Source organism: Cyanobium sp. ULC065 (assembly GCF_977927515.1).
Map to the genome: position 1 here is coordinate 1,793,025 of NZ_OZ376393.1, position 21,259 is coordinate 1,814,283.

Consider the following 21,259-nt stretch of genomic DNA (forward strand, 5'->3'; position numbering starts at 1 on the left):
ATCAGCGGCCTCCCACGGTGATGGCATCCACCTTGATGTGCGGCTGCCCCACGGTGACGAAGATGCTGCCGCTCACCGAACCGCAGAAGCCGGCTGCCAGCTCCAGATCATTGGCGCACATCGAGAGCCGGGGCATCACCTCTTTGGCTTCACCGATCAAGGTGGCTCCTTTGACGGGCTTGCCGAGGCGACCGTTCTCGATCAGATAGCCCTCCTCCACCGCAAAGTTGAACTGGCCAGTGGGGCCCACGCTGCCGCCACCCATCGATTTGCAGTACAAGCCCCGATCGACCGATTCGATCAGCTGCTCCGGGGTGTGCGGCCCGGCGGCGATGTAGGTGTTGCGCATGCGGCTGGCGGCCGCGAAGGCGTGGCTCTGGCGCCGGCCGCTGCCGGTGCGGGGGTGGCCGGTGCGCAGTTCACCGGCGCGGTCGGAGAGGAAACGCTTGAGCACCCCGTTCTCGATCAGCACCGTGCGTTGGGGCGCCATGCCCTCATCGTCCATTGACAGGCTGCCGAAGGCGCCGTCGCTGAGCCCCTCGTCGATCGCCGTCACGGCGCTGTGGGCGATCGGAGCATCGATTCGATCGGCAAAGGGGGTGGTGCCCCGCTCCACCTGGGTGGTTTCCAGCAGGTGGCCGCAGGCCTCGTGGAAGATCACACCGCCGAAGCGGTTGGCAAGCACCACCGGGTAGGTGCCCGCTTCCACATACTCGGCATGCAGCATGGCCTGGGTGCTGGCACACAGATCGAGGGCGGCCGTCTGGGCATCCCACTGGCGCAGATCGTCCGGGCGGTCGGTGCTGCCATAACGGCGGCCCTGGCTGGCCCGGTGCTCCCCGTCGGCGGCCAGGGCCGTGAGCCCCACCGACTGGTGCAGCCGGATGTCGCGGGCGAAGGTGCCATCGCTGGCGGCCACCATCACCTCCTGCCAGTCGCGGGCGTAGCTGCCGCGGCGTGCCTGCAGGTGCTGGCCGTGCTGCTCCAGCAGGGCGGTGCCCTCCAGCAGCCGGTCGGTGCTTTCCGCCAGGGTCGGGCAGGCAACCAGCCAGTCGCCCTTGGCGAGGGCGTAGTCGCGCAGGTCGGGCAGCCCGTCGAAGCCGCTGATGCCGTTGCTGTTGACCGTGAGGCCCAGCATGCCCAGGGCCTGCTCCAGCGCCAGCATCAGGCCCCGCTCGCTGAGGTCGTTGGTGGAGACGAAGCCATCGCGCTCGCCGCGGAACACGCGCACACCGGCGCCGCGGCCGAAAGCAGGGCTCACGCTGGTGATGCGGTCCTGCGCAGCCAGCAAGCCGATGTGGTCAGTGCTCTCCAGGAACACCTCCACCAGGCTGGCTCCAGCGGCGCGTCCTGCAGCCAGCAACGGCTCCAGGCGTTGACGCCAGCTGAGGTCAAAACCTTCGAGCGCCAGCAAGGGGCGAGCAGTGGAAGCAACCAAGGAAGTCGGTCTGATCTTGGTGGCTCAGGCTAACGGCGAGGCCGCAGGCACGGGATGCCTCAGGAGCTTCGCTGCCAGGGAACCCCCCCGAGATTTGCTGGGTTGGGTAGGCCCCTGGCCAGGCACTTCAAACGGCTGAGGATCAGCGCACAGCGGGCTGGAAGGCCTCGCTGCGAATCGGAGCCATGAAGAACAGCTTCGCCATTTCGAGGCCGTTGGCGGCCCAGAAGGGCAGCTTGCGCAGCACCTTGAGCGGAGCGATGGCCGCGGAGGCATCGGCGGCGCTGAGGGCCTGGTTGTTGCCCACGATCCGCTCCAGCCGCTCATAGAAACGTGGGTGCTCCACGTTGAGCACCACGGGGAACACCCGGGCGGAGGTTTCGTTGGTCTTGGCGATCACGTACTTGTCGTAGGCGCGGGCATCAAGGCCAAGGGCTTCGTAAAACTCCTTGCGGGCCACGTCACGCACGTACATGGTGGCAAAAACCGCCAGCAGGAAGAAACGGCACCAAAGGCGCGCCTGCAGGCCACGCACGGTGTCCGGCTGGGCCTTCATCAGAGCGTCGAAGAAGTCGCCATGGCGATTTTCGTCCTGGCACCAGTTTTCGAAGAAGTTGAAGATCGGGAAGATCTTGCTGTCAGGGTTCTTCTCGAGGTGGCGGTAGATGGCGATGTAGCGCCAGTAGCCGATCTTCTCCGAGAGGTAGGTGGCGTAGAAGATGAACTTGGGCTTGAAGAAGGTGTATGACTTACTGGCTGTGAGAAAGCCCAGATCGAGCTGGAGCCCGAAGTCGCCCATGGCCTTGTTGAGGAAGCCGGCATGGCGGGCCTCATCTCTGGCCATGTGGGCGAAGCATTCGGCCAGAAGCGGGTTCTTGGCTTTGATGCGGCGGCTCAGCTCCTTGTAGAGCAGGAAGCCGGAAAACTCCGACGTGCAGCTCTGCTCGAGAAACTCGACGAACACACGGCGGGTGTCGGGATCGAGCTTGTCGGCGGCGCCGTCGAATTCGCCGTTACGAACGAAGTGGTGGCGGTTGTAGTCCTTGCGGAACTCTTCGCAGATCGCCTCCAGCTCCACTTCGTTGGGCCGCAGATCCATCGCCGCCATGGCGTCGAAATCAGTGGTGTAGAACCGCGGGGTGAGGATCGTGTCCTTGACCGGATCCTTGAAGGCCGGTGCGTGGTCGTTCGAAGCGGCGACGGGAGCGCTGGGTGCGGCGGTGGGAGGCACCATTCTGGCGTCGAGGCAGGCAATGCAGGCATCGTAAGGGCCATCCGAGCCGAAGGGGCCCAGTTGTGACGCTCCAACAGATCGAGCCGTGATAGAGGCTCAACGCTGTGTCTCCAATGGGGCGGCGTGCTTGAGGTGCCGGCCAACCCCGGTGCGCTGGCCTCAGTTGGGCCCGAGCCACTTCTGCCCGTTGAGCCGTGACACCACCCGGGACACCAGCAGCGGCAGGGTGGCTTTGCGTTCATCGATCAGGAACGACTCCAGCAAGGTGGGTTCGCTACCGGATTCGGCCAGGCTGAAGGTTTTGGGGCCGTGGATGTCGGTGGTGGTGAAACACAGCCAGAACCGCCGGCCCCGGGGCATGCACCCTTTCACCACCCAGCAGTCGCTACCCACAACGGGCATCGGCGCCTGCTCAAAGCTCAGCTCCGGCGAGGGCCCGCCGTAGGCCTGCATTTCCTTGGCCAGTGCCGGCAGGAAGATCTCCGGCACGAACTCGGCAAATGGCTTGTCCTCCACTGCCGGGGGCTTGGCTTTGGCGGCCTGCTTCTCCGCGGCGGGCGCCGGAGTTGCCTCGCCCGCGGGCGTGGAATCCGCGGCTCCCACGGCAGATGGCGTGGGGGCGGCTCCGTTGGGTTCGCTCACCGGCACGGGGATCTGGCGTTCAGGTCTGGGAACTTTAGGGGCGGTGCCGTCCGGCTGGTTCACCAGTCGTCGCTTGGTGGCGCCTCCCAGCCATCCGCAGCGGCATCTTCTGCGGTGGCTGCAGCAGAAGCTCCGGCAGCGCCCATTCCTGGATCAGCGCGGCGGATCACCCGAAACGGGACGGCCACGGTGGGGGCAGGGTCTCCAGCGGCGCGAACAGGGCCGGCCGCTGCTGCTTCAAACGGACGCCCGCGCCCGGACCCCTCAACGGGTGCGTCGCGGCGCCGCGACGGCTCGCTGCGGGGCATGTCCCAGGGTTCCTGCTGGGCTGGCGGCTCCAGACCCCTGCGTTGCCGCTGAACGACGACCCGGGACTGACCCTTGAGCGCCAGCGCCGTGGCACCCGCGCTCAGCGCGGCGCCACCACCGGCCGCTGCGGCGATCCACAGACCGATCGGCAGTGCCGGGGAGGTCCAGATCAGCAGCCGCAGGCTGGTGGCTGGCCGCGGGTTTAAGGCACCCACCAGCAGCACTGCCAGCAACGGGGCGAGCAGTGGCAGCAGCAGCAGGCGTTGCAGCACGGCGGGTCTCAGGTGGGGAGCGCCAGCTCGACCGGACCCTGCCACCGGCGCAGCTCACCGAGCTCGAACCCCAGCGAATCGAACACCCGGATCACCAGGAAATCGACCATGTCCTCCAGGGAGCGGGGCTGCTGGTACCAGGCGGGAATCGGCGGAGCGATGCGGGCACCGGCCTCCGCCAGCTGGGTGAGGTTGCGCAGGTGCACCAGGTTCCATGGCATCTCCCGCGGTGCGATCACGAGTGGCCGGCCCTCCTTGAGGTGCACATCGGCGACCCGCTCCACCAGGTCCAGCGCGACACCGCTGCTGATCCGTCCGACCGTGCCCATGCTGGCCGGCAGGATCACCATGCCGCGGGTGCGGAAGCTGCCGCTGGCGATCGCCGCCGTCTGATCGTTCCAGCGATGACAGCGCAGTGGCCCATCGGCACAGCCCGTGCGCTGCAGCCAGAACGCCGTCTGGGCCTCAGGCTCGACGGGAATGCGCAGGCCCTGCTCCGCCAGCCAGACGGTGATGGCGCCGCGGCTCACGATCAGCTCCACGGGCTGGCCCGCCTGCAGCAGCAGCTGCAGGGCCCGCTCCGCCAGCGGCATGGCGGACGCGCCGGAGACCGCCAGAACCACCGGGTCCATCGCTCAGGCCTCCGTGTCGGTCTCGGTGTCGATGCCGTCCTGACCGTCGGGGCCCGCGCCATCTTCAGCGCCGGTATCACCGCTGAAGTGGCCTGCACCGCCCAGCTCACTGCCGCTGCCGTCGTCGTCCGGCAGGATCGCTGCCAGATCGATCTGATGGCGCAGGGCGTCCACCTTGAGGATGGTCACCTCAACGGCGTCCCCCAGCATGTAGGTGCGGCGGTTCTTGCGCCCCACCAGCCGGTTCTGGCGGGAGCGGTATTCGTACCAGTCGTCCTTGAGCGAGCTCACGTGCACCAGCCCTTCCACCAGGGACGGAGGGATTTCCACGAAGAAGCCGTAGCTCTGCACGCCGCTGATCACACCGGTGAGTGTCTCGCCCACCAGGGGTTCGGCGGCGCGGGCCTGGGCCATCGCCAGCAGGTCGCCCTGGAGGTCGGCGACGAAGCGGGCCCGGCCATTGAGGCGCTGCAGCAGGGACACGCTGCGGGATTGCTGCAGCTCGGCCATCTGGCTCGGCGGCAGCAGCGGCCAGTCGATCTGGCCGTGGCAGGCATCGGAGGCCAGGTCGACCCGGGTTTTATGGCGCACGCTGGGGCGATCCTTGCCCTCGGTGAGCAGCAGCACAAGCACCTGCTGGTTCCACAGATCGGCGTAGGAGGAGGTGGCCAGGCACCAGGGGGCGTAGGCCTGTGTTTCGCCGGCGAGCAGGTTGGGCCCCGGCTCCAGGCTGATCTGCACGGGCCTGAGTACCTCGCTGAGCTGGTGCTGCAAGCCGCGGCGGCGTTCGCTGGCGGCGAAGATCGTGGCCAGCACGCCGGGAGCGGGGGCATTGCCCTCGTCGTCCAGGTCAAGGGGGACATCGAGGGCCAGGGCGGCCTTGGCCACTTCGTTGATTTCCGCCGGATCGGGCGCCGCCTGCACCGCGAACAGAGCCGGCAGCTGCAGTGCCTGCAGGTGATGACCCAGGGCGCGGCCCGCCAGCAGCACCACTTCCCGCAGCAGGGCCAGCGGCTGGGTGGGGGGCAGGGCGATCATCCAGCCGCGGTGGCACTCATCGGGTTCGGGTGTGCGCAGATCACCGAGCACCTCCAGCGGGGGGAAGGGCAGATCGAGATCGACCGAGCCGGCCGCCAGCCGCTGCTCCTGCAGCCCACGACCCACCGCCATCAGGCGTTCCAGGTCGGGCAGAACGGTTTTGAGCGCCTTGAGCGAGGCGGGCACCGTGCGGGCCTTCGGCTTGCGGTCCGCCAGGGCCTCCAGGGCAGCGGCGTCCACCTCGGCGTCGGGGCGGATGGTGGTGAGGGCGAAGCGGTAGTGACTCAGCTGCCCTTCCGGCGTGATCGTCAGGGCCACCGATACGGCGGCGGCGGATTCGCCGGTCCGGAAGGCGGTGGCTTTGGCGAGCGCCGGGCTCAGCAGCGGCAACCAGCGCTTGCCGAGGCAGTAGGCCGAACTCTGCTGGCGCAGCCACTGGTCGGTGGCGCTGCCGGGCGTGATCCGCTCGGCCACGGCGGGGCTGTGGATCCAGACCCGCAGGCCTTCGTCGCTTTCCTCCAGGGAGAGGGCCGGGAGTTCCGGCGCCTCCGCTCCCTGCCAGGGCCGCAGCAGCAGGGTGGGCAGGCCGGTGAGATCGGTGCGGCCCTTGTCGTTGGGGCTGCGCAGGCTGGCGCGGGGGGCGCTGGCCCGTTCGCGCAGGCCATGCTTGGTGAGCAGCAGATCCAGGTCTGCCTCCTCGCCCCCTTTGATCGGCAGACGCCGGGCCACATGGCCCTGGGGAGGGAACTGGGCCACCGGGTAGCGATCGAGCCGCACCTCCACCACCGATTCGGCCGCGGGGTCGAGGTAGACCGCATCGTCTGCTGGCAGGGCCACGGTGGTCAGCAGCCGGTCGTCGAGGGGCACGGCCACCAGCCGGTCGTCCTGTTGCTCCACCTGAGCCAGCAGGCTGGCAGTGGCCCGCTCGAGGATGCATTGCACCCCGCCTTCCGGGGAGCGACGGCGCCCTCCCTCCCGCGTGATCCGCACCAGCACGCGGTCGCCGTTCCAGGCGTGATTGAGCTGGTGGTCGCGGATGTAGATGTCATCGCCTCCGTCTTCGCGCAGGGCGAAGCAGAACCCCTTGCTGGAACAGCGCAGCCGGGCCTCGATCAGGCTGTCGTCGGCGCGACGCGAGATGCCCGCCTCGTTCGCCTCGAGCAGCCCCACTTTTTCAAGGCCTGCAAGGGCGATGCGGAGGTGTTGCTTGTCGGGCGTGAGGCTCAGACCCAGTGCCTTCTCAAGCTGCTCGACCGGCAGAACATCGGATTCGGGCAGGTGGTCGAGCAGGTCAGCGACCGAAAACTTCATCGGAGCAGCGGGGAGAGACAGGGTTGGAGCCAGGAACGGGGATAGAGATGGCGGTTCCCGGGGCGTGCAGCGGAGCCCCCGGGAACTGGCGTCTTAGCAAAGACTTTACGAAGCCTCCTGCCGCACCCGGATCAGCAGGCGGCTGCCGATCACCAGAAAGCCGAGCGAGGCGGCCAGCTGCAGGGCGGCCGGCGGGATCAGCGAGGAGAGAGACCCCCCGGCCAGGGCCCCTAGCAGGCTGGCCAGCACCAGCGCACCGGCGCTGCCGAGAAACACCGCCAGAGTGTTGCTGGAGGTGCCGCTGATCGTCACGATCGTGAGCTGGGTTTTGTCACCGAGTTCGGCCACGAACACCGTGAGAAAGGTGGAGGCCAGCAGCGGAAGTTGCATCGGATTGAGGCGGTGGACGGGAGGACCGGAATTACAGCGGCTTGGTCAGGGGGAGTGTTCGATCTATCGGGTCGCCTGATCAAAAGGCATTGAGCGATCAAACGACATCTTGAGATCTAAGGAGATCGCGGGACCAACGGCGAACGCTCGATCAAGGGGGGACTCTCCATCTGAGCAAACGGAATCCGTGTCACGAACAACCAAGGAGATGGTCACTCAAGCCTGGATCAACCCAAGAGTGGATCCAGCCAAGGGAAGATCCGCGTCAGGGAGCGATGATCAAGCCGGGCGAGGGGGATCAATCCAGGCAGGCTTGATCAAGGAAGCAGCACGGCGGCTGCGGGGAGCTGCAGCAGTTGAATCGCCGCTTGGACGCCCAGCCAAAGGCCGAGCGCCACCATCAGCAGCCCGGCGATCAGTTCGAGGCGTTGCGGCGGGAGCACCGTGGCCAGCCAGCGGCCGAGAAGCACCCCCACCAGGCTGGAGCAGATCAGCGCCAGCGCCGCACCCAGGAACACCACCCCAGGGCGTCCGGACTGGGCGGATAACAACAGGGCGGCCAGCTGGGTTTTGTCGCCCAGTTCCGCCAGAAACACCGTGGTGAAGGTCGTGAGCAGGATGCTCACAAACGAGGCCGGCAGGACGGCTCCGCCTGTGTCCGGCTCATTGGCCGGCAGGGGCGCAGGATCTGCGGCTGGCCCGGTGCCGGGGTCGTTGGTGGCGCTCATGAAGGGCAGGAGGCAACGGAACCAGGTTGGTCGTTCAGCGGCGCCGGTGCCCGGCGGGTGGCCCGTTCAAAGCGGCGCAGCTCCCTGCTGCGCCCACCGAATTCACTGCGGATCTGCTGCTGACAGCAGCGGATCGCGAAGGCCTCGCTTTCCGCCGCGGGCACTCCGAACAGGCCGGCCAGCTGGCTCACCTGGCAGAAATCCGGCCGCTCGGCGTAGATCCTGCAGCGGCGGGAGCCGGTGTCGAAATGGCGGCACCAGCCGTCCGCGCCCACCATCGACACATAGGTCTCCCGTTGCCGGGGATTGAGCGCTTCAAGGGCCTCGCTCCGTTCCTCGGGATCAAGGCGACAGCACGCTCCACATCCGGAGATGCAGCTCCAGTGGGTTCCGCAGACCATCAGGCCACCCCGCGTTGCTGTGACAAGCCGTCACAGTGGCATGGTCGCCACCGGGATGCCCGTCACCACGACCCTTAGGCTGCCACGCAGAGCGCTTTCCTTGCGAGCTTTCGGACCATGGGTATTGATTTCCATCTGATCGCCAACTTCCTCGCCCTGGCTCTGATCACCCTGGCCGGCCCGGCCGTGATCTTCATCCTTTTCTATCGGCGCGGCGCGCTCTGAGTTCTACCGGCGCGGCGCCCTCTGAGCCTGCACCCCTTGCGCTGACACGGCGTCCAGCGCAGGCTCCTTAGTTGTGCCCACGCACCCTTCAGGCCACCAGGCCCAGGGCCAGGGTCGCTTCATCAATCAGCCCCTGCAGGTAGGGGTGGCGCTCCCCTTGGACGTTCGTTTCGTGCAGGGGGATGCCCATTTCTTCGCCTGAGGCATTGCGGATACGCAGCTCCTCCGCCTCCACCCGGCACCAGTAGGCGCGCTGGCGGCGCTGCAGCATCACCTCACCCGCACCGCTCTCGCGCAGGCCCACCACTTCCAGCTGCAGGCGCTCCTCGCCCTGCCAATGGTTGAGCCGCAGGCGAAAGGCCACATCCACCACGGCCGGCACCGCTCCTTCCCCTTGCCAGCGCCAGGCGATCGCTCGCTGCCGGATGCCGTTCTGCTCCAGCACCAGCTGCAGATGGCCGCCCCGCAGGCTGCGCTGCTCCACCACGCGGCACTGCTGGCTCCAGAACACAGGCGTTTCATGGCCGGCACCGAACGGCTCCAGCCGCTGCAGGCAGAGCCAGAAGGACCTGTCGATGCGATCGAGCGCCAGCCGTGCTTCCGGCTCCACCGGCAGTCCGCCGCCCAGGGGGGTGGCATTGGTGCTGGCGATGGCGCTGAGTGCGTCGTGAAGAGCCGCGACGTTTTCGGCCCGCACTGTGAAACCACCGGCGGCGGGGTGGCCGCCGTGACGTTCAAGCAGGTCGTGGCAGGCCCGCAGCGCCGCATCCACCGCAAATCCCTTGGGCGCCCGCACCGAAGCCCGCAGCAGCCCATTGCCCTCGCCGGCCAGCAGGGCCACCGGCGCACCGAAGCGCTCCACCAACCGGGCCGCCACCACGCCGATCACACCGTGGTGCCAATGGCTCTGGGCCAGCAGCAGAAAAGGGCTGCGCTCGGGACCGTCGGCTTCCACCAGTGCCACCGCCTCCGCTTCGATGGCATCGCAGAGATCGCGGCGCTGCCGGTTGAGCGCCTCGCACTGCTGCGCCAGGTCCATGGCGCACTCCAGATCTGCGGTGGTCAGCAGGTCGACCACCAGCTGGGGATCCCCGAGCCGGCCGACGGCATTGATCCGCGGCGCGATCTGAAAGGCCACCGCCATGGCATCCAGCGGTCGCTCCCCGAGTCCAGCCAGCCGCTGCAGGGCCTGCAGTCCCGGCAGCGCGGAGCCCTGCAAGCGGCACAGGCCGTCCTGAAGCCAGCGGCGGTTCACCCCGTGCAAGGGCGCCATGTCCGCGATGGTGCCGATGCAGAACAGGTCGAGCGCCATGCCGGTGGCATCCGCGCGCTTCAACCGCTCCGCCAGCGCCACCGCCAGCACGTAGGCAAGCCCCACTCCGGCCAGGCCTCGGTAGGGCGAGGCTTCGGGGGTGCGGGCGGGATGCAGCAGCGCCAGGTAAGGCGGTGGCTCCGGCGGAATGGTGTGGTGATCGGTGAGGATCACGTTCACCTGCAGCTGCAGAGCCCGGTTCAGGGCGTCCGCGGCGGCGATGCCGTTGTCCACCGTCACCAGCAGGCGGATGCCGTCGCCGGCCAGGCGCTCCACCATCGCCGTGTTGAGGCCATAGCCATCGTCCTGACGGCTGGGAATCGCCGCCACCGGCCGGGCGCCCAGCCTCTCCAGCACGCCCACAAGCAGGGCCGTGCTGGTCATGCCGTCAGCGTCGTAGTCGCCGCAGATCGCCACGGCTTCGCTTCGCCCACAGGCCAGCGCCAGGCGCTCCACCGCCACGCCCAGGTCCTGGAAATGCTGCTGAGGATCGGGGGCGGCGGGGGGGTCCAGCAAGGCGGTGATCGCCGCCGCACTGTCAAAGCCCCGCCGGCGCAGCACGGCCAGCAGTTCGGGCGGCAGGCCCAGGGCGGCCAGCGCCGTAGCGGCATCCCTGGCTGCCGGGCCACTGGCCTCCGGGGCCGGTAGGGGCGCCGGCAACTGCCAGCGTTGCTCGGGCAAGCGGGACAACAGGCCATCGTCGAGGCGGCACTCGCATTCTGTGTGCTGGCTGTTCATGTGCCTTTGCCTACCCTCCGTGCATGGATGACGCTCCTTTCAATCCTTCCCTTGGCGCCCTGCTTTGGGACGTGGACGGCACGCTGGCGGAAACGGAGCTGGACGGTCATCGCCCGGCCTTCAACCTGGCGTTTGCGGAGGAAGGCCTCCCCTGGCACTGGGATCCGGCCACCTACATCCAGTTGCTGGCGATCAGTGGCGGCCGGGAGCGGTTGCGCGTCTTTCTCAGCGACCAGGGGCCTGAGCCCCCCGATCCCGCTTTGCTGGATGCGCTGGTGCGCCGCAAGCAACACCACTACACAGCCCTGATGGCGGCAGGGGCGATCCGGCTGCGCCCGGGCGTCGAGCGGCTGATCACGGCCGCCGCCAGCGCCGGCCTTAGTCAGGCGGTGGTCACCACCAGCGCCCGTCTCTCTGCCCAGGCGCTGATCGAGCGCCTGCTGCCTGGCGCGGCTGCTGCCTTCGCGTTTCTTGTGTGCGGCGACGACGTGGCCGCCCTGAAACCCGCGCCCGATGCGTATACCCTTGCCCTCCACCAGTTGGCGATGCCGGCGGCGGCGGTAGTGGCGATTGAGGACTCCAGCAACGGCACCCGGGCCGCCACGGCCGCTGGTCTGCGCACCCTGGTGACCCTCAGCGAAGCCACCCGCCGGGAACCGCTCGCTGTGTTTGAGGGGGCTGCCGCCATCGTGAGCCAGTTGGGTGAGGGCGGCTCTCCTGTCTCAGTGCTGCAGGGCCCTGCTTGCCCTGACGGCCTGATCACGCTCTCCTACCTCGAGCAGCTGGCCGTTCCGTCATGAGCACCCCGCCGGTTCAGGCCACCCGCTTTCAGCACCTGCTCGATCGCAGTGCCTCTGCTCTGCTGCAAGGGGTGCGTGGCACGTGGCGACGCCGCAGCCTGTCGTTGATCGCCCTGCTGGCCGGGTATTTCGCCGGCAACAACCTCACCTCCTATTTCCTGGTCACCATCGGACAACGGCCAGTGGTGGTGCTTCTGCTGGTGGTGCTCCTCGAAGTGCTGGTGCGCGTGCGCAGCCATCAGGTGCGCGGTGAACCCACCCTGGCCTGGGTGATCTGCGACCACCTGCGCCTCGGGTTCGTCTATGCCGTGGTGGCGGAGGCGTTCAAGCTGGGCTCGTGACGCTGCCACTGGACCCTGCCTTCTCCCCGCTCTGGCCTGAGGCTCCCTATCGCTGCCTGCTCCAGGCCTGTGGGGTGGCGGATGCTGTGGCCTGGCAGGAGCGCTGGCGGCAGCATCCCGACGCCCTGTCCATTCCGCCTGATCCGCGCTGGGCGCTGGTGTTACCGCTGCTGACCCGCTGCCAGCGCGAGGTGGCCAAGGGCAAGCGCCTGCTGATCGGCCTCAACGCCCCGGTGGGGGCCGGCAAATCCAGCCTCGGTGCCTGGCTGAGCGCCTTGGCACCGGAGCTGGGCCTCAGCCTGAGCAGCCTCTCGATCGACGATTTCTACTGGCCCTGGCAGAAGCGCATCAGCCGCATGGCAGGCAATCCCTTTGGTGTCGACCGGGTTCCTCCTGGCAGCCATGACGCGGACCTGCTCGCCCACCAGCTCACACGCTGGCGCCAGGAAGGGATCCTGCGTTGGCCCCGCTTCGATAAACGCCTGCGGCAAGGGCGTGGTGATCGCAGCGGTTGGAGCGCCCAGCAGGCCGATGTGGTGCTGCTGGAGGGCTGGATGATCGGTTGCCGTGCGATTGGCCCGGCAGCACTGGCGGGGCGGCTGGAGCGGCTGGCGGATGGGACGACACTGGGGTTGACGCCCGAGGAACAGGCCTGGCTGCCGCATTGGGACGCTGCGCTGTTGCCCTACGCGCCGGTGTGGGCGCAACTGGATGGGCTGTGGGTGCTGCGACCGCTCGACTGGAGCTGGCCACGCCGCTGGCGCTTTCAGGCTGAAGCGCGCCAGCGCCGCCTGGGCGGCTCAATGGGTGGGGACGCCGGGATCAGCGCTTCCGCTTTCAGAAGCTCCACAGAAGGTCCACTCCCGGCAGCCATAGCGTTGCGTGGGGCCGACCTGGAAAGGATTGTGCGGGCCAGCCTGTGTTCTCTCCCACCAGCCCTTTACCAGGATCCCTTGGTCTGGTGCACCGACCCAGGCCATGAGCAGGTTGTGGAAGCGGTGGGACTACTGGACAGCCGGCGCCGCTTCCGTTGGATGGGCACCGGTGAGCAGGCCCGCCTGGCAGGTCCTCAGCTCTCTTCGGTTTCGGCGCTGTCGTCGATCGGATAGACGAAGCCCTGAGCCCGGCCGCTGAGCACGGCTTTGCCGAGGGAGAGCGCCTTGCTGGCGGCAACGCCAGCTTTGGCTTTCCAGTGCGCGTGGCGCTGATTGCGCTTGCCTTTGGACGTTTTCTTCTTGGGAACAGCCATTCCCTACCTACTGCCAAACAACTACTTTCCGCTGCCGGCCTGCCTTTCGTCAAATCGCTAAGCTCCATGGAGAAGCAAATCCCCGTGAGCAGCGCGCCTCCTGTGCATCCGCTCTGGTCCAGCGGGTCCACCGCTGCCCTGTCGGTTGCCCCAGATCCCACAGCGGCTCCTGCCGTTGAATCGAGGCCAGCCGCCACCAGCACCAGTCCTACTCCCGGCAACCAGACCCCTCCAACACAGCCCGACGCTGAGCAGGCCGCCACAGAAGGCTCCGCCTCAGAACGTTCCACTGCAGAGCCGACCCCTACGGAGAAAGCAGCTCAAGAACAGGCTCCCGGTCAAGCGACGCCCGCAGCCCTGCCTCCGGCTGCAGCCGAGTCTCGCCCTGGCCTCTTCGGCAATTTTGGCGTGCAGCAGGCTCCGGCCCCTACCTACAGCGAGCTGCTGGCCCTGATGCGGGCCGGCCAGGTGAAGGAGGTGGAGCTGTCGCTGCGCCAGCGGGAAGCCCTGGTCACCATGGCCGATGGCAGCAAAGCGCGGGTGCCGGTGTTCGCCAACGACACCCTGCTGCTCAGCACCGCCGAACAGGCCAAGGTGCCGCTCAGCGTCCGTGATGATCGCCAGGAAGATGCCACCGCTGGCCTGGTGGTCAATGTGCTGCTGGTGGTGATGCTGGTGGGCGGCCTGACGCTGCTGATCCGCCGCTCCTCCCAGGTGGCCAACAAGGCGATCGGCTTCGGGCGCAGCCAGCCGCGCCTCCAGCCCGAAGGCACGGTGTCGGTGCGCTTCGAGGATGTGGCGGGCATCAACGAGGCCAAGGAAGAACTGCAGGAGGTGGTGAGCTTCCTGCGCCAGCCCGAGCGCTTCACCTCCATCGGCGCCAAGATTCCGCGCGGTGTTCTGCTGGTGGGCCCGCCTGGCACCGGCAAAACCCTCCTTGCCAAGGCGATCGCCGGCGAGGCGGGTGTGCCCTTCTTCTCGATGGCGGCCTCGGAGTTCGTGGAGTTGTTCGTGGGCGTGGGCGCCAGCCGGGTCCGCGACCTGTTCCGCCGCGCCAAGGAAAAGGCTCCCTGCATCATCTTCATTGATGAAGTTGATGCCGTGGGGCGCCAGCGTGGAGCGGGCATCGGCGGTGGCAACGACGAACGGGAGCAGACCCTCAATCAGCTGCTCACCGAAATGGATGGCTTCGAGGAAAACTCCGGCGTGATCCTGCTGGCGGCCACCAACCGGCCGGATGTTCTGGATGTGGCCCTCACCCGGCCCGGTCGCTTTGATCGCCAGATCAGCGTGGATCTGCCCGACCGGCGCGGCCGCGAAGCGATCCTGGCTGTGCATGCCCGCAGCAGGCCCCTCTCAGACGAGGTGTCAATGGCCACCTGGGCCGCCCGCACGCCTGGATTCTCCGGGGCGGATCTGGCCAACCTGCTCAATGAGGCGGCCATCCTCACCGCACGCCGCCAGAAAGCCAGCATCGATGACCAGGCGCTCAGCGATGCCCTGGAGCGCATCACCATGGGCCTGGCCGTGGCTCCCCTGCTCGACAGCGCCAAGAAGCGCCTGATCGCGTACCACGAAGTGGGGCACGCCCTGCTCACCACCCTCATTCCCCACGCGGATCGCCTCGACAAGGTGACCCTGCTGCCGCGGGCCGGCGGCGTCGGCGGCTTTGCCCGCACCATGCCGGATGAGGACATCATTGATTCCGGGCTGATCAGCCGCGCGTATCTGCAGGCCCGGCTGGTGGTCGTGATGGGCGGTCGCGCCGCTGAGCTGGTGGTGTTCGGCCCCAGCGAAATCACCCAGGGTGCTTCCGGCGACCTGCAGATGGCCACCCGCATCTGCCGCGAGATGGTCACCCGCTACGGCTTTTCACCGCTGGGGCCGGTCGCACTTGAAGGTGATGCCGCTGAAGTGTTTCTTGGTCGCGATCTGATCCAGACGCGGCCCAGCTACGCCGAAACCACCGGCCGCCGCATTGATGCTCAGGTGCGCGCACTCTCCCAGGAGGCGCTCGACCGGGCTGTCGCCGAGCTGGAGCCACGCCGTGACCTGCTTGATGATCTGGTGGAGCTGCTGATCGAGCGGGAAACCCTGAGCGGCGATGACTTCCGGGCCATCGTGGACCGCTATGAAGCCAACCTCATGGCCACCACCCAGAGGGCGCTTACGCCCACCCCCGCGGCCTGAGCGGGCTGCGCAGGTGGGGGGTTTCGGCACCCCACCCAGCACAGGTTGATCAGGTGAAACGGATGTCGAGGCTGCGCAGGTAGGTGTGCAGGCCGGCGTCCTGAATGGGCAGCAACAGGGCAGTGCGGCCGCTTTCGTTCACGTGGGAATGCCACTGCCCTGGCGGGGTCACGAAGGCGGCACCGGGTTCCCACTCCATGCGCACAGGGTTGCGGATGGTGCCGTCGGCATTGAGCTCGCTGCCCGAGAGGGTGGCGCAACCGGGATCGCAGTCGATCACCAGATCAAGCGCTACCGACTGATGCCGGTGCGGTGGCTGGACGGCTCCGGCCGGCACCATGCCGTACATGGCCCAGAGGGTATGGGTGACCGTGCGGCTGGCAGGCAGGGCGGTATTGGCCAGCAGCAGGCTCAGCCGGTTGCTGCGGGCGCTGCTGGGGTCGGCTGCCAGCAGAGCCAGCTCCTGGCGCAGCCAGCTGCCCGGGTAGAACGTGGCCTCAAAGCGCGCCTGATCGGGGCTCACACCCAGATAGCGGAGCAGAGGGGCGTCGTGCACCCAGTAGAGAACGCTCTCAGCCGTGGCCTCCAGCTGCGGCGTGGCTCCGGCCGGCAGCACGAACAGATCGCCCTCACTCCAGCTCTGGCTGAAGGCCGGAGCGATGGCGTTGCCCTGCCGGTGGCAGCGGCCTTCACCGCGGAGCACGTAAAACAGGAGGCTGGTGGCGTTGGCGCTGGCCTCGATCGACTCCCCGGCCAGCAGACGAATGAAGTTGGCGGAGAGGGCCGGACTGGTAGCCGGGCCGCTGCAGCCGAGAGCCGCGCTCAGATCAAGGGACAGCACGGCCGTCGGACCGCTGGCGTGCAGTTCAGGGCCCCAGCGATGGTCCGGGATCGGTTCGGTCAGCCCGTGGCGGATAGGGTTGGCTGCCTGGCGATAGTCGAACAGCTGGGCGGTGGGGCTTGGGCTGCTTGCAGGTGCTGCGGAAGGCCGGCTGGAGCTGCTCGGCGAGGTGGCGGTTGGTGGCTTGGTCTGGGTCATGGATCCAGCCGCTTGGTGATATCGGTGAGCCTATTGACGCAAGCCTGGAGCCGGGGGGTGGCCGCCGATGACACCCTTTGGCCTGCTGCCGGCCTCAGCCACCGGCCACGGCCGGCACGATGCTCACTTCATCGCCATCGCTCAAGGGGGTCGCCTGGTTATCGAGGAAGCGGATGTCTTCGCTGTTCACGTAGACGTTCAGGAAGCGACGCAGCTTGCCCTGCTCATCGGTGAGACGTGCCTTGATGCCGGGGAACTGACTGTCGAGCTCCTGCAGAAGGGCATCCACGCTGGAGGCTTCCAGTTGCACGCTGGCCTGATCGGCGGTGTACTTCTGCAGCGGAGTGGGAATCAGGACCTGAATCGCCATGGGACTTGGGCAAGGGGGAAGGAAGGAAGGAAATCGCCGGGAATCCCGGTGGGCTGGGTTCAGACCCCCATCGGCTCCCAGGTGGCGCGATGCAGGGATTGGGCCCGCTCCCAGGCGGCATTGAAGCTGCTGAGCTGGGGTTCGATCGTGTGGGGCTCGCCGACAACCCCGCTGACGGCCTCAAGGGTTTTGAGGCCGTTGCCGGTGATGTAGGCGACTGTGGTTTCTTCGGGGTCGATCTTGCCCTGCTCGGCGAGTTTCTTGAGCACGGCGATGGTGGTACCGCCGGCCGTTTCGGTGAACACGCCCTCGGTTTCGGCCAGCAACTGGATGCCGGCCACGATCTCCTCGTCGGTGACGGAGGCGATGGTGCCGCCCGTGCGGCGGGCGATGTCGAGGGCGTAGGGGCCATCGGCAGGGTTGCCGATGGCGATTGATTTGGCGATGGTGTCGGGCTTGACGGGGGTGATGAAATCACGGCCCGCATCGAAGGCCTGGGCGATTGGTGAGCAGCCCTCGGCCTGGGCGCCGCTGAAGCGCACCGGCTTTTCATCGACGAGGCCGACTTTGATGAATTCGTCGAAGCCCTTGCGGATCTTGGTGAACAGGGAACCGGAAGCCAGCGGCGCCACGATGTGGTCGGGCAGTTGCCAGCCCAGCTGCTCGATCACCTCGTAGCCGAGGGTTTTGGAACCTTCTGAGTAGTAGGGGCGCAGGTTGATGTTCACGAAGCCCCAGCCGTAGGTGTTGGCCACTTCCGAACACAGCCTGTTGACCTGGTCGTAGTTGCCCTTCACCGCCATCAGGGTGGGGTTGTAGATCAAGGTGCCGAGCACCTTGCCGAGCTCCAGATCGGCGGGGATGAAGACGCAGCACTCAAGGCCCGCATGGGCAGCGATGGCAGCTGTGGAGTTGGCCAGGTTGCCGGTGCTGGCGCAGCTCACCGTGGTGAAGCCGAGCTCGCGGGCGCGGGTGAGGGCCACCGACACCACCCGGTCCTTGAAGGACAGGGTGGGCATGTTGACGCCGTCGTTCTTGATGTAGAGGCTCTTGAGGCCGAGGCGCCGGGCCAGACGGTTGGCCCGCACCAGGGGGGTGAACCCGGTGCCCACATCAATGGGATCGCCCTGCACGGGCAGAAATTCGCGGTAGCGCCAGATGGAGGCCGGGCCGGCTTCGATCGTGGCCCGGGTGACCCGGGCGCGGATGGCGTCGTAGTCGTAGACGACTTCCAGAGGCCCGAAACAGACGTCTTCGCAGACGTGGCGGGCTCCGGCGTCGTAGGGGTGGCCGCATTCCTTGCAGCGCAGCCCCGTGAAGGTGGCACGAGAGAGGGTGGCCGTCACAGGCTCACTGCAGCGTTGAATCGAAAGCTAGCAGCGATGAGCAGAAGGCACGGAAATATCCGATCTCTGAAGTCGGGTATTCAGTTGACTTCGGAGTGCCATTCAGGCCGCAGGCTTGTCAGCAGCCGATGCCTGTTTAGCCTCAGCCCGTGCCCCACCGTTTCCCTCGCCTGAAGCCACCGCTGCTGGCGGGCTTGCTGCTCGTGTCCCTGCTCGCCTTCGGCGTGATCGTGGTCTCGCGGCTGAGCATCGAATGGGCGTGGTACACCCAGTTCAGTTTTCAGCAGGTGCTGTTGCGCCGCTGGATGCTGCAGGTGCTTGGGTTCCTGCTGGTGATGGGGGTGGGGGTCCCGCTGCAGTTGCAGCAACTCCACCGCTGCTGGCGCCTGCGCAGCGAGGCCACAGCCAAGCCGTTGCCGCGCCAGCCACTGCTTCGAATGGGCCCCCTTGCCCTGGTGTGCACGCTGCTGGCCTTGCTGCTGCTGCTCAGCACAGGGCTCGTGTTTCTGTTCGTGCAGGCCCGGGGTCTGATCTCCGATCCCTTCGATGGCGATGTGGTGAGTGGCCTGTCCGCGTTGGCCGGCCTCTCGCCCGTAGGGGTGGGGCTGCTGGCCGCCCTGCTTGGCCTGTTGCTGCTGGTGTGGCCCCTGCAGGTGCTGCGGCTGGTGCTGGTGGCGGCGCTGGCGGGTTCGGCCACAGCCCTGGCGCGTGGCTGGAGCCTGTGGCTGCCGGCACTGCTGGCCGTGCCGTTCGGTGAAGCCGATCCGCTCACCCATTTCGATCTCAGCTTTTCGGTGCTGCGGTTGCCGGCCCTGCAACTGCTGCTCAGCGTGCTGATCGCGCAGTTGGTGGTGGGGCTTGCCGGTTGCCTCTGGGTCAGCTTCACCGAGGGATCCAGCCTCAGCGACCTGCGCTTCGTGGGCCTGAGCCGCGACCAGCAGGGCGTACTCAAGCCCCAGATCGCCGTGCTCGCGGCGCTGGCCTCACTCGGCAATGCGCTCTCCCCGTTTGCGTTGATGGTGCAGGGGAGCGGTGTGGCGGCGGGCGCCGGCTTCGTTGACCTGCATGTGCGCCTGCCCATCCGGCTGCTGCTGGCCCTGCTGCTGATGTTGGCGGCGCTGGGGTTGGCGCTGCCGGTGCGACGCACCTGGCTGCGCCGGGTGGTGGTGATCCCGCTGCTGGCCACGGCTCTGCTGCTGCCGGTGGCCGAGTTCCTGGTGGCGCCGCAGGCGCAGCGCTTCTGGGTGCAGCCGCGTGAGCTTGCGGTGGAAACGCCCTACATCGAGCGCAGCATCCTTGCCACTCGGCGCGCCTTCGGCCTTGAGGAGGTGCTCAACACCACCCTGGAGCCCCTGCAACGCATCACCGCCGCCGACCTTGTCGCAGCGCCGGGCACCCTGGCCAACATCCGCCTCTGGGACAGCGGGCCCTTGCTGGCGGCCAACCGGCAGTTGCAGCAGCTGCGCCTTTACTACAGCTTTCCCTCCGCCGCTGTCGACCGCTACGACCTCTCCGCCGCTGGAGAGGACCAGAGCTCCCAGCAGGTGATGATCTCCGCCAGGGAGCTGGACAGCACCGCTCTTCCGGAAGGGTCGCGCACCTGGCTGAACCGGCATCTCGTCTTCACCCACGGTTACGGCTTCACCGTGTCACCGGTGAATGTGTTTGGGCCCGACGGATTGCCGCTCTTCTTTGTGAAGGATCTCGGCCGCAGCGGCCGGGTGCAGGGCATCTCCCAGCTGGGCATCACGGACGCCGAGGCACAGGCCGCTTTTCCCGTGGGCCGGCCACGCCTCTACTTTGCTTCCGCTCCGGCGCCTTATGCGATTGCTCCTACCAAGGTGCAGGAATTCGATTTCCCTGACGGGGAGCTGAACGTTTACAGCCACTACGATGGGGAACGGGGCATTCCGCTCACCAATGCCTGGCAGCGGTTCACCGCTGCGGTTTATCTGCATGAGCCCAGGGTGCTGTTGGCTGGTTCGTTCACGCCCCGCTCCCTGCTGCTGCTGCGGCGCCAGGTGAATGAACGGGTGAAAGCACTGGCCCCTTTCCTGCGCTTCGAACGTGAGCCGTACATGGTGACGGTGAACGTGAAGAACGCTTCAGAGTTTGACGAGAAGCACCATCAATACTGGATGCTCGATGGTTACACCACCAGCCGCAGTTACCCCTACAGCGATGCCAACGCGGAAGGCATCCGTTATTTCCGCAATCCTGTGAAAGCCGTTGTGGATGCTCAGGACGGCAGGCTGTGGTTCTACGTGAGCGATCCGAGTGATCCGGTGCTGCTTACCTGGCAGCGGGCCTTTCCTGAGCTGTTTCACCCACTCACGGACATGCCCTCAGCACTGTTGGCCCACATTCGGGTGCCCAACAGTCAGTTCAAGATTCAGTCGGAGCGTCTGCTTCGTTATCACGTCACCGATGTGCGCACGTTCTACAACGGTGATGATGTCTGGGAGGTACCGCTCGAAATTTACGGTTCCGAGACCGTGGCCGTGCAGCCCTATCACGCCACTGTTCAACTGCCTGGAGAACGGCGGCCGGAATTCGTGCTGCTGCTGCCCTTTTCTCCGGTGCGACGCTCGAACCTGGTGGGCTGGTTGGCTGCTCGCAACGATCCGCCCCATTACGGCGAATTGTTCCTTGTTCGCTTCCCCCAGCAGCGGCTTTTGCTGGGCCCGGAGCAGGTCACCGCGCTGATCGAGCAGGATCCTCAGATCAGCTTCCAGTTCGGCCTCTGGAACCGAGCCGGAGCCCGGCTGGTGCATGGCAACCTGCTGGTGTTACCGGTGGGGGATGGTCTGCTCTATGTCGAGCCGTTCTACCTTGAATCGGGCAACAAAAGCCTGCCCACGCTGGTGCGGGTGGTGGTCACCGACGGGCGCCGCTTTGTGATGGACCGGGATCTTGACTTGGCCCTTGAGAAGCTCACCCAGGGCACAGCCAAAGGCTCCGGCCCAGCAGAATCACTTCCGGCCTTCCCTCTGCCCCTGCCAATCCCTGGTCTCGACACACTCTGAGCCAGGCTGTGGCGGTAGGACGATTGGAAGCTTTCGCGCGATCAATCAGTTTGCAGCCTCCACACGACCACTGGCCCGAACGTCCCACAGCAAGGCCGGAAGCTCTGATCGGCATGGTTCATGGGATGGACAGCCCGAAAGGGGCCTGGGGTTCCATGTCACATCAGACCAATGGGACCGGATGGCTCTCGATGCCATGAGCCCGAAATCTCCCCATGAAAAAAGGGC

Annotated in this window: 20 protein-coding genes; 6 read left to right on the forward strand and 14 right to left on the reverse strand. The window is 67.0% G+C overall.

The window, feature by feature from the left end; all coding sequences use genetic code 11:
* Position 1: 1 nt before the first annotated feature.
* The 9 genes from ACXMDP_RS08815 to ACXMDP_RS08855 form a co-directional block, all read right to left on the reverse strand.
* Positions 2 to 1,438, reverse strand: a complete 1,437-nt coding sequence (locus tag ACXMDP_RS08815; protein WP_399232936.1) for a TldD/PmbA family protein — start codon at positions 1,436 to 1,438, stop codon at positions 2 to 4.
* Positions 1,439 to 1,580: 142 nt separating this feature from the next.
* Positions 1,581 to 2,672 carry a magnesium-protoporphyrin IX monomethyl ester (oxidative) cyclase gene (gene acsF / locus ACXMDP_RS08820; RefSeq protein ID WP_094510695.1) on the reverse strand — a complete coding sequence of 364 codons (1,092 nt, stop codon included), beginning with the start codon at positions 2,670 to 2,672 and terminating at the stop codon, positions 1,581 to 1,583.
* 159 nt (positions 2,673 to 2,831) lie between these two features.
* Positions 2,832 to 3,314 (reverse strand): DUF2996 domain-containing protein, encoded by a 483-nt coding sequence (locus ACXMDP_RS08825; RefSeq protein ID WP_399232934.1) that lies wholly within the window; start codon positions 3,312 to 3,314, stop codon positions 2,832 to 2,834.
* A 59-nt stretch (positions 3,315 to 3,373) separates the two neighbouring features.
* Complete coding sequence (locus ACXMDP_RS08830) at positions 3,374 to 3,895, reverse strand: hypothetical protein (RefSeq protein ID WP_457766725.1); 522 nt, start codon at positions 3,893 to 3,895, stop codon at positions 3,374 to 3,376.
* An 8-nt stretch (positions 3,896 to 3,903) separates the two neighbouring features.
* Positions 3,904 to 4,527, reverse strand: coding sequence for a flavin prenyltransferase UbiX (locus ACXMDP_RS08835; protein WP_094510694.1), 624 nt, complete (start codon positions 4,525 to 4,527; stop codon positions 3,904 to 3,906).
* Between the two features lie 3 nt (positions 4,528 to 4,530).
* Positions 4,531 to 6,876 carry an RNB domain-containing ribonuclease gene (locus ACXMDP_RS08840; RefSeq protein WP_259729405.1) on the reverse strand — a complete coding sequence of 782 codons (2,346 nt, stop codon included), beginning with the start codon at positions 6,874 to 6,876 and terminating at the stop codon, positions 4,531 to 4,533.
* Between the two features lie 105 nt (positions 6,877 to 6,981).
* Positions 6,982 to 7,266: a TMEM165/GDT1 family protein gene (locus ACXMDP_RS08845; RefSeq protein WP_255099363.1), complete on the reverse strand. Its 285-nt coding sequence runs from the start codon at positions 7,264 to 7,266 to the stop codon at positions 6,982 to 6,984.
* Positions 7,267 to 7,583: 317 nt separating this feature from the next.
* Entirely contained in the window at positions 7,584 to 7,994 is a 411-nt protein-coding gene (locus ACXMDP_RS08850; RefSeq protein WP_259729404.1) for a TMEM165/GDT1 family protein, read from the reverse strand.
* Complete coding sequence (locus tag ACXMDP_RS08855) at positions 7,991 to 8,395, reverse strand: YkgJ family cysteine cluster protein (RefSeq protein WP_259729403.1); 405 nt, start codon at positions 8,393 to 8,395, stop codon at positions 7,991 to 7,993. Before ACXMDP_RS08855 ends, ACXMDP_RS08850 begins: the two co-directional genes overlap by 4 nt.
* A gap of 117 nt (positions 8,396 to 8,512) precedes the next feature.
* Here ACXMDP_RS08855 and psb30 point away from each other — a divergent pair, with 117 nt between their 5' ends.
* Positions 8,513 to 8,620, forward strand: coding sequence for a photosystem II reaction center protein Ycf12/Psb30 (gene psb30 / locus ACXMDP_RS08860; RefSeq protein ID WP_094510689.1), 108 nt, complete (start codon positions 8,513 to 8,515; stop codon positions 8,618 to 8,620).
* Between the two features lie 88 nt (positions 8,621 to 8,708).
* Here psb30 and recJ read toward each other — a convergent pair whose 3' ends face one another.
* Complete coding sequence (gene recJ, locus ACXMDP_RS08865; protein WP_259729682.1) at positions 8,709 to 10,625, reverse strand: single-stranded-DNA-specific exonuclease RecJ; 1,917 nt, start codon at positions 10,623 to 10,625, stop codon at positions 8,709 to 8,711.
* A 68-nt stretch (positions 10,626 to 10,693) separates the two neighbouring features.
* Between recJ and ACXMDP_RS08870 the strand changes: the two genes are divergently transcribed.
* The 3 genes from ACXMDP_RS08870 to ACXMDP_RS08880 are packed head-to-tail and all read left to right on the forward strand — an operon-like array spanning position 10,694 to position 12,920.
* Positions 10,694 to 11,470 (forward strand): HAD-IA family hydrolase, encoded by a 777-nt coding sequence (locus ACXMDP_RS08870; RefSeq protein WP_259729402.1) that lies wholly within the window; start codon positions 10,694 to 10,696, stop codon positions 11,468 to 11,470.
* Positions 11,467 to 11,811, forward strand: a complete 345-nt coding sequence (locus ACXMDP_RS08875) for a DUF565 domain-containing protein (RefSeq protein WP_259729401.1) — start codon at positions 11,467 to 11,469, stop codon at positions 11,809 to 11,811. Before ACXMDP_RS08870 ends, ACXMDP_RS08875 begins: the two co-directional genes overlap by 4 nt.
* Entirely contained in the window at positions 11,808 to 12,920 is a 1,113-nt protein-coding gene (locus ACXMDP_RS08880; RefSeq protein WP_259729400.1) for a hypothetical protein, read from the forward strand. The genes ACXMDP_RS08875 and ACXMDP_RS08880 overlap by 4 nt, the downstream gene beginning before the upstream one ends.
* On the opposite strand, the gene rpmF is transcribed toward ACXMDP_RS08880, so the two are convergent.
* The gene (gene rpmF / locus ACXMDP_RS08885; RefSeq protein ID WP_094510684.1) at positions 12,881 to 13,060 is read right to left on the reverse strand and encodes a 50S ribosomal protein L32; all 180 of its coding nucleotides are present in this window, start codon (positions 13,058 to 13,060) and stop codon (positions 12,881 to 12,883) included. The two genes, ACXMDP_RS08880 and rpmF, sit on opposite strands and share 40 nt — an antisense overlap.
* A gap of 453 nt (positions 13,061 to 13,513) precedes the next feature.
* On the opposite strand from rpmF, the gene ftsH reads away from it, so the two are divergent.
* On the forward strand, positions 13,514 to 15,250 hold the full coding sequence (gene ftsH, locus ACXMDP_RS08890; protein ID WP_457767217.1) for an ATP-dependent zinc metalloprotease FtsH: 1,737 nt from the start codon (positions 13,514 to 13,516) through the stop codon (positions 15,248 to 15,250).
* 49 nt (positions 15,251 to 15,299) lie between these two features.
* Here ftsH and ACXMDP_RS08895 read toward each other — a convergent pair whose 3' ends face one another.
* The 3 genes from ACXMDP_RS08895 to thrC all read right to left on the reverse strand — a co-directional run bounded on the left by ACXMDP_RS08895 (position 15,300) and on the right by thrC (position 18,005).
* Positions 15,300 to 16,289 carry a cupin domain-containing protein gene (locus tag ACXMDP_RS08895; protein WP_259729398.1) on the reverse strand — a complete coding sequence of 330 codons (990 nt, stop codon included), beginning with the start codon at positions 16,287 to 16,289 and terminating at the stop codon, positions 15,300 to 15,302.
* A 94-nt stretch (positions 16,290 to 16,383) separates the two neighbouring features.
* Positions 16,384 to 16,659 (reverse strand): MoaD/ThiS family protein, encoded by a 276-nt coding sequence (locus tag ACXMDP_RS08900; RefSeq protein WP_259729397.1) that lies wholly within the window; start codon positions 16,657 to 16,659, stop codon positions 16,384 to 16,386.
* A gap of 59 nt (positions 16,660 to 16,718) precedes the next feature.
* Positions 16,719 to 18,005 carry a threonine synthase gene (gene thrC / locus ACXMDP_RS08905; RefSeq protein WP_259729396.1) on the reverse strand — a complete coding sequence of 429 codons (1,287 nt, stop codon included), beginning with the start codon at positions 18,003 to 18,005 and terminating at the stop codon, positions 16,719 to 16,721.
* A gap of 149 nt (positions 18,006 to 18,154) precedes the next feature.
* Here thrC and ACXMDP_RS08910 point away from each other — a divergent pair, with 149 nt between their 5' ends.
* Positions 18,155 to 21,031 (forward strand): UPF0182 family protein, encoded by a 2,877-nt coding sequence (locus ACXMDP_RS08910; RefSeq protein WP_259729395.1) that lies wholly within the window; start codon positions 18,155 to 18,157, stop codon positions 21,029 to 21,031.
* Positions 21,032 to 21,259: the final 228 nt, after the last annotated feature.